The sequence below is a fragment of the Marivita sp. genome (assembly GCF_017643905.1).
In the GTDB taxonomy this organism is placed as follows: domain Bacteria; phylum Pseudomonadota; class Alphaproteobacteria; order Rhodobacterales; family Rhodobacteraceae; genus Marivita.
In genome coordinates this window covers 1-5,858 of sequence record NZ_JAEPMO010000208.1, presented here as the reverse complement: position 1 = coordinate 5,858, position 5,858 = coordinate 1, and the positions used below count along the sequence as shown (strand labels likewise).

Sequence of the window (5,858 nt, the reverse complement as noted above, 5' to 3'; positions counted from 1 at the left end):
TCCAGCGAAAACTCATAGAACAGCGCCGCCTGTGCTTCCTGCCTCGGTCCCATCATCGCCGGTTCTCCCCCTCGATTTCAGGAATTGAATCAGCAGTTCAGACTTCGATCAAGGAAGAGTTTTTCAACAAAATACGCCGACCCCTTGGCGGCAAGCGGGGCGAAGCCGCCGGGGCTAAGCGGAACGTGGAGGTCCGAAAAACGCGAGAGTCCGTCCGGCCCCTCTTTCAGGTGCAGGACCGGCATAGAGTCGACCACGTTATCGGAGGCTTTGGTCATGTGCCATTCTCGGCGCGAAGGCTGCCGTCCGGCCTTTGGCACGGCCTTCTCATCCCGTCACTTGCCGGGCGTAGTCCGTCGCATCGAACCACCCGCGCGAGGCGATGACCTTACCCTCGCCGTTGAAGTCCCACTGTTCCCAACCGGTAATCCGCAAGGGGTTGCGCGTTTCGGCATGGAGGCCGGTGAAGGTCCACAGGTAGACGACATGGTCGCCCGCAACGAGCACGCCGTCGCAGGTCAGGTTCAGGTCGGGCGCATCGGCGAAGAATCCTTCCGCCATGGCGTGTACGCCCGCGCGACCTTACCACGGCGTGCCCAGGTTGATGACGATGCCGCCCGTCTCGGCGTAGAACGACGCCACCGCTTCGGCCGAGCCGCTGTTCCAGGCGGCGGTGTAGGCCGCGGCTACAGCGTGGATTTCAGATGTCATGTTATGCCCCCTTCCGCTCGGCATCCGCCGGTTCGCCGCCGAACATCGCCCAGAATTCATCACGGGCATTGCTGCGCGGGAACGCGGTGGCCGGTATCGGCACATCAAGGAAGCGGCAGAGCGGTTCCCAGCCATCGGTCGGCGTGAAGACCAGCAGCCGGTCGGCTGGCACGGTGGCGCGGACCTTTTCATTGTTCCGCCGATAGGCAGCGACCGAGCTTTCGCGATCGAGGCCGCCAAACACCCCGTCAACCAGCAGGATCTCCATGGTCCCGAACAATTCGATCAAGGGCGGTGGCACTGGAAGCGATTTGTAATGCGCGAAGAACTTGCCGATGGTCTTGGAATAGCTGGCCCACCAGTCGTCTTCCGGGCGCTCCGTGTGGATCACCTTAGCGTCGGGAAAGGCCACACGCATATCCTGCCAGTAGGCGGCACCGGGAAAATCCACCTGCGACGTGAACCCCGCGAACACCTGTGCCCACTCGACATCATGCCCCCCGGCAAGGGCATGCCAGTGCGCGGGCTGGTCAGGGTTGCCCATGACCTCGACCATGTGGTGGCACGGCCCGAAGCCAAGTTCTTCCAGCGCCATCTTGGTCGACATTGTTCCAGTCCGGCCAAAGCCGGAGCCGATGATCTGAAGAGTCATTGCGTCGATGCCTTGCTTGTTGTCGCTTGTTGTCGAAGTGGTCGTGGCAAACGGTTCACCGTCCCAGTTGCTGTGGCGGCGCTAGGTGCGTAGCGGGGGAAGGACCAGTAACCCATCAGCATCCCCTCGTTGTAATTGTCGACGCACTCCCCGTGCGGGCTGCGTAAGAACGCATCTGCGCGCTCCTCCTGCTCTCCCCCGAGCGCCGGGGTGTCGACACGCGGGCCCGCGTCGGTGGCGTCAGGTCCAGCCGAGGGCGCGCATCGACTGGGCGTCGTTCCAAATCTTGGTCATGTGTTTGATTTTCGGGCCGTCGAAGGTCATCGCATAGACGTAGTCCGCAGCCACGCTGCGCCCGGTCGGCGGCACCGGCCCGCCCTCGTCTGTGTGCGTCCCGTGGAACACCGCAAAACCCAGCACCGTGGCGCGCGCCTCGTCGGCGGCGAAGGCTTTCATGTCATAGCGGCCGTCCGGCGCCAGCTTCAGCAGACCCTCCATCCAGCCGGCATAGGCCTCGATCGTGCCAATCTCCGCCAGGGCGTCGGACTGGCAGGAGAAAGTTGCGCCCGGCGTGCAGAAAGGCGCGCAGGCGGCCCAGCCTTTGCCCGTCTCGATGGTGTTGAAGAAAGCGGCGGCGGTGTCGGTCATCGTCATGGACTTGTTCATGTTGTCTCTTCCTGTCAGGTGGCCGCGATCTGCGGCGGCTTGTTCCAATGCGGTTGGTTTGCGCGTCGCTCGCTGCACCACCGGTCGAAAAATCCCAAAACCGATTTGCGCGGACCGCCCTGACACGGCGATATGCCGTCTTCGGGCGTTGCGAGGCCCGCAGCGCTGTGCTGGCCGAAAGGGACCGAACGACTGATGTCGTTCCGGCCCCCCAGAGCTGCTCAGCTGTGCGGCGGCGTATATGCGCCGGTGACTTGGCCCGCCTTCTTCAGGGCGACCATCGTATCGGACGGCGTCATCAGCTTGGTCGTCGCCGAGGCCGAGACCGTGCCTGCCGAGGCCACGGCCGCGGCGCCCGCCATCATGAACTCGTCGTCCGGTCCCTCGATCAGGCAGACCACGTCGTACTGGCCGAAAGAAAAGAACAGGTGGTGCAGCTTGCCGCCAAGCGCCTCGATCAGCTTGCGCGCAGCCGCCTCGCGGTCGCTCGGGTTGGCGACCATCCCCTTGATGGCATCGCTCGAATAGGTCAGCTGATACAGATAAAATGACATTGCGGATTCTCCTTTGGGACGACCGGCGGCGTGATGCCGTTCGGTCCTCGGTCAGGGTGGCTCAGCCGGGACGGGGGCGTCACCCAACGCGGATAAAAAGATATAAATCGCGGGTTGGCCGCTACCTGAGCGTCTCCGCCGCCTCGGCCGGGGCGAGGCCGGCGGCGATGCGAAAGAAGGTATGCGCGCGCGCCAGGTAGTCTGGGTTCGAGGCGAGCCAGCGGCCCGCAAGCCGCGCCTCGACTAGGGTTGGCGCGATCTCGGCAACGCGCGCGAAGGCCGCCCCGGCACGGTCGATGCGGCCCGCGCCGACCCAGGCGATCGTGCTGAGGATCAGGGGCGTGGCGCTTCCCGCGGCTTCAGCCAGCGCAGCCTCTGCCGCCTGCGCGGCCGCGTCGTAATTGCGCACGGCGAACTGCGCGAAACCAAGCGCCGCGAGGAGGGAGCCGCGCGAAGGATCGCGCGGAGAGCGGCGCAGCGCGGCCTCGGCCAAAGGCACCCCGCGTTCGGCGTCGCCGTGAAAGCCCTCGTAGAGCCCAAGCCACGCCAGCGTCACCGCGCAGTTCGGGTTCATCTCGTGCGCCTGGCGAAGCTCGGTCAGGCCCGCGCCTGCATCCTGCTTCATGAAGTGCAGGAGCGCCCTCAGCCGCCGCGCGTGGTGGTCGGTCGGATCTGCCGCGATGGCGTTTGTCGCCGCGCCGAGTCCTTCGGTGAGCGTGTCGGGCAAGGAGGGTGTCGTCGCGTGATAGACGTTCCACCAGGCGACCCAGGCCAGCACACGCCAGGCGAGGCCCGAGGTCGGATCGAGGTCCAGGGCCTGCCGGCCGAGCTCGGCCGCCTTGTCGCGCGGTGCGGGGTCGTAGGCCATGTCGCCGGCCGAGACCAGGGACCAGCCCCGGATTGCGATGCCATGCGCGGTCAGATCCTCGGGCGCGGCGATGCGGATGCGCTCGGCCTCTGCCCGGTCGATCTGCGGCGCGAGACAGGTCACGATGGCCCGCGCCACCCGTGCCTGCGTATCAAAATGCCCGACAAGGTCGCGGTCGAAGACCTCGGCCCAGACATGTCCCCCGGTCTGGGCGTCGATCAGCTGCGCTGTGACACGCACACGCTCGGTCGTTGCGCGGACACTACCTTCGACGACGTAGCGGACGCCCAGTTCGCGCGAGATTACCCTGAGATCGCGCGGCATGTCGCGGTAGACGAAGGCCGAGTTGCGCGCCACGACGAAGAGGTCGCGGAACCGGGACAATTCGGTCGTGATATCCTCGACGAAGCCGTCGACAAGCCACGACAGCGCGGGATCGCCACCGAGATCCGCGAAGGGCAGGACGACGACGGACGGACGGTCCGGGAGTGCCAGTGCCAGCGGACCGGCCGATGCGACCTCCAGCGCGAAGCGCAGGCCCCGCCCCGGCACCGTGACGATGGCGCCGGTCCCCAAGAGCCGCCGCAGGTTGGCGAGTTGCACGTTGAGATTGTTCTCGCCGACGACGCTGTCCGGCCAGACCGCCGCCATGATCTCGTCGCGTCCGACGACGCGGTCCCGGCAGGCGATCAGAAGATCGAGAAGATCGAAGGCGCGCGCCCCGATGGCGAGGTCTTCGTCGCCCCGTACCAGCCGCCGTGCGCGCCGTTGCAACGTGAATTCTGTGAAACGTACGCTGTCCATCGGCAGATTTCGCGGTCCCCTATGGAAACAACGTATCAGAGTGGGATGTGGTCGTCGCCAATTTTTCTTGGGATGCCCGCAGGATAAAGACGGAGCAGCGCGCCTGCCGCCGTGTCGTGCAGGGCGCTCGTTCGGGGAAAGACCGCTTCGGATTGTGGCGAGGTTGCCTGCCTGAAAGGGCAACTTCTGGCAAATCGTGCCCCGCTGCAGCGGCTGGTTCAGAAACTCGGTCACCACTCAGGGGAAATTTCGGATGGTCGGCATGCGCCCGCTACGTCCGCACTCCAGTCATTTATCGTCCCAGAATGCTGCGCCGTGCGCGAATGACCGAAATGACGGGCCGCGCCGTAGCATTCGGCATGGTCGTTGCATGTCGGCTGTGGGCCGAGAAAGTCTTTCCTTATGGCCGGTCAACGCCGCGCAGGCGTGGTGCATGGACCGGGCTTCTGAGCAGGAGAGCTGCCGCAACGCTCGCGAGGGCGCCGAACAGGTGGGCTTCCCAAGACACGCCGGGTCGCCCCGGCAGCACGCCCCACAGGAGGGAGCTATAAAGCCCCCCGATGACGACTGCGGCGCCCAATGTCACGGGTGAGCGATCTACTAGTCCCCGTGCAATCAGGAAGCCGAACCAGCCGAAGATCAACCCCGATGCGCCGACGTGAATTGCAGGGCTACCGAGTATCCAGACGAGGCTGCCGCCGAGCGCGACTATCATCATGTTCACAGCCAACAGGGCCCGTGTTGCGGTCGCCATCAGCACCCCCCCATGACGAGCAGGGGAGGTGTGACGAGCCCCCTGATCTAGCAGTGGCGGATAGGCTGCTGGCTCAGGCTCTTGACTTCGCCGGAGTAGAGCGGCTGCGTCAGGCTTACCCAGAGTATCGCCGCGACGCTGATTTTCAGCGGGTGCGCGTTGGCTTTCAAGTTCTCTTGCGAGAATGCGTCGATAACGCGGCGGATTGGAGTGGCGTTCACTAGAGCGAGGCAAAGGGCGTTCTTTGCTTACTGTTCAGAGCGGGGCAACGCTATCAACTGGCTAGAACAGCTTCTCCTGTCAGCGGGCGTGGAGCAGATAAACGGAGCCAACATCGTCGCCGCCGCAAGGTAGGGACAGCGCGTTATGAGATCAATAAGCCAGTCTCGTCACTTGGCCTGCTGCCGGTATCGTGGACACAGGGTTAGGTTTGCATAGCTCGGTCCTTGAACGCCATGGGGCTTAGGTAGCCGAGTTTTGAATGGCGTCGCCTCGGATTGTAGAAGCGCTCGATGTAGTCGAACACGTCGGCACGAGCCTGATTGCGTGTCCGGTAGACCTTGCGGGCGGTGCGCTCGGTTTTCAGCGACGAGAAGAAACTCTCCATTGCCGAGTTGTCCCACACGTTGCCGGCCCGGCTCATTGAACAGGTGATGCCGCAGTCGAGCAGAAGGCGCTGAAACTGCTCACTTGTGTATTGCGATCCCTGGACGCCCTTCTAAGAGTCAAGCGGCGATTTGAGCCTGATTGATCTGTTTCTGGCGCCGCATGATGATGCCGAAGACTTCTCGAGCGATATAGCGCTTGAGGCTGCGAATGGCTTCCAGCTTTGAATTACCGACAGCGATG

7 protein-coding genes and 3 pseudogenes are annotated in these 5,858 nt (G+C 64.2%); all 10 read right to left on the bottom strand.

All coding sequences use genetic code 11. The features are described from left to right. Nucleotides 1-89: 89 nt before the first annotated feature. The gene (locus tag JJ869_RS21530) at nt 90-278 is read right to left on the bottom strand and encodes a hypothetical protein (RefSeq protein WP_292270621.1); all 189 of its coding nucleotides are present in this window, start codon (nt 276-278) and stop codon (nt 90-92) included. 49 nt (nt 279-327) lie between these two features. Further along, nucleotides 328-570 (bottom strand): annotated as a pseudogene (locus tag JJ869_RS21525) (ester cyclase); the annotation flags it as partial. A gap of 12 nt (nt 571-582) precedes the next feature. Continuing rightward, nucleotides 583-711 carry a hypothetical protein gene (locus tag JJ869_RS21520; RefSeq protein ID WP_292270619.1) on the bottom strand — a complete coding sequence of 43 codons (129 nt, stop codon included), beginning with the start codon at nt 709-711 and terminating at the stop codon, nt 583-585. 1 nt (nt 712) lies between these two features. Continuing rightward, nucleotides 713-1,363 carry a sulfotransferase family protein gene (locus tag JJ869_RS21515; RefSeq protein ID WP_292270618.1) on the bottom strand — a complete coding sequence of 217 codons (651 nt, stop codon included), beginning with the start codon at nt 1,361-1,363 and terminating at the stop codon, nt 713-715. A 240-nt stretch (nt 1,364-1,603) separates the two neighbouring features. After that, the gene (locus JJ869_RS21510; protein ID WP_292270616.1) at nt 1,604-2,029 is read right to left on the bottom strand and encodes a nuclear transport factor 2 family protein; all 426 of its coding nucleotides are present in this window, start codon (nt 2,027-2,029) and stop codon (nt 1,604-1,606) included. A 221-nt stretch (nt 2,030-2,250) separates the two neighbouring features. Next, nucleotides 2,251-2,583, bottom strand: coding sequence for a GYD domain-containing protein (locus JJ869_RS21505; RefSeq protein WP_292270615.1), 333 nt, complete (start codon nt 2,581-2,583; stop codon nt 2,251-2,253). Nucleotides 2,584-2,704: 121 nt separating this feature from the next. Next, nucleotides 2,705-4,255 (bottom strand): winged helix-turn-helix domain-containing protein, encoded by a 1,551-nt coding sequence (locus tag JJ869_RS21500; RefSeq protein ID WP_292270612.1) that lies wholly within the window; start codon nt 4,253-4,255, stop codon nt 2,705-2,707. Nucleotides 4,256-4,655: 400 nt separating this feature from the next. Further along, the gene (locus JJ869_RS21495; protein WP_292270610.1) at nt 4,656-5,009 is read right to left on the bottom strand and encodes a rhomboid family intramembrane serine protease; all 354 of its coding nucleotides are present in this window, start codon (nt 5,007-5,009) and stop codon (nt 4,656-4,658) included. A 424-nt stretch (nt 5,010-5,433) separates the two neighbouring features. Continuing rightward, nucleotides 5,434-5,718: pseudogene (locus JJ869_RS21490) on the bottom strand (IS3 family transposase); the annotation flags it as partial. Between the two features lie 16 nt (nt 5,719-5,734). Further along, nucleotides 5,735-5,858 (bottom strand): annotated as a pseudogene (locus JJ869_RS21485) (IS110 family transposase); the annotation flags it as partial.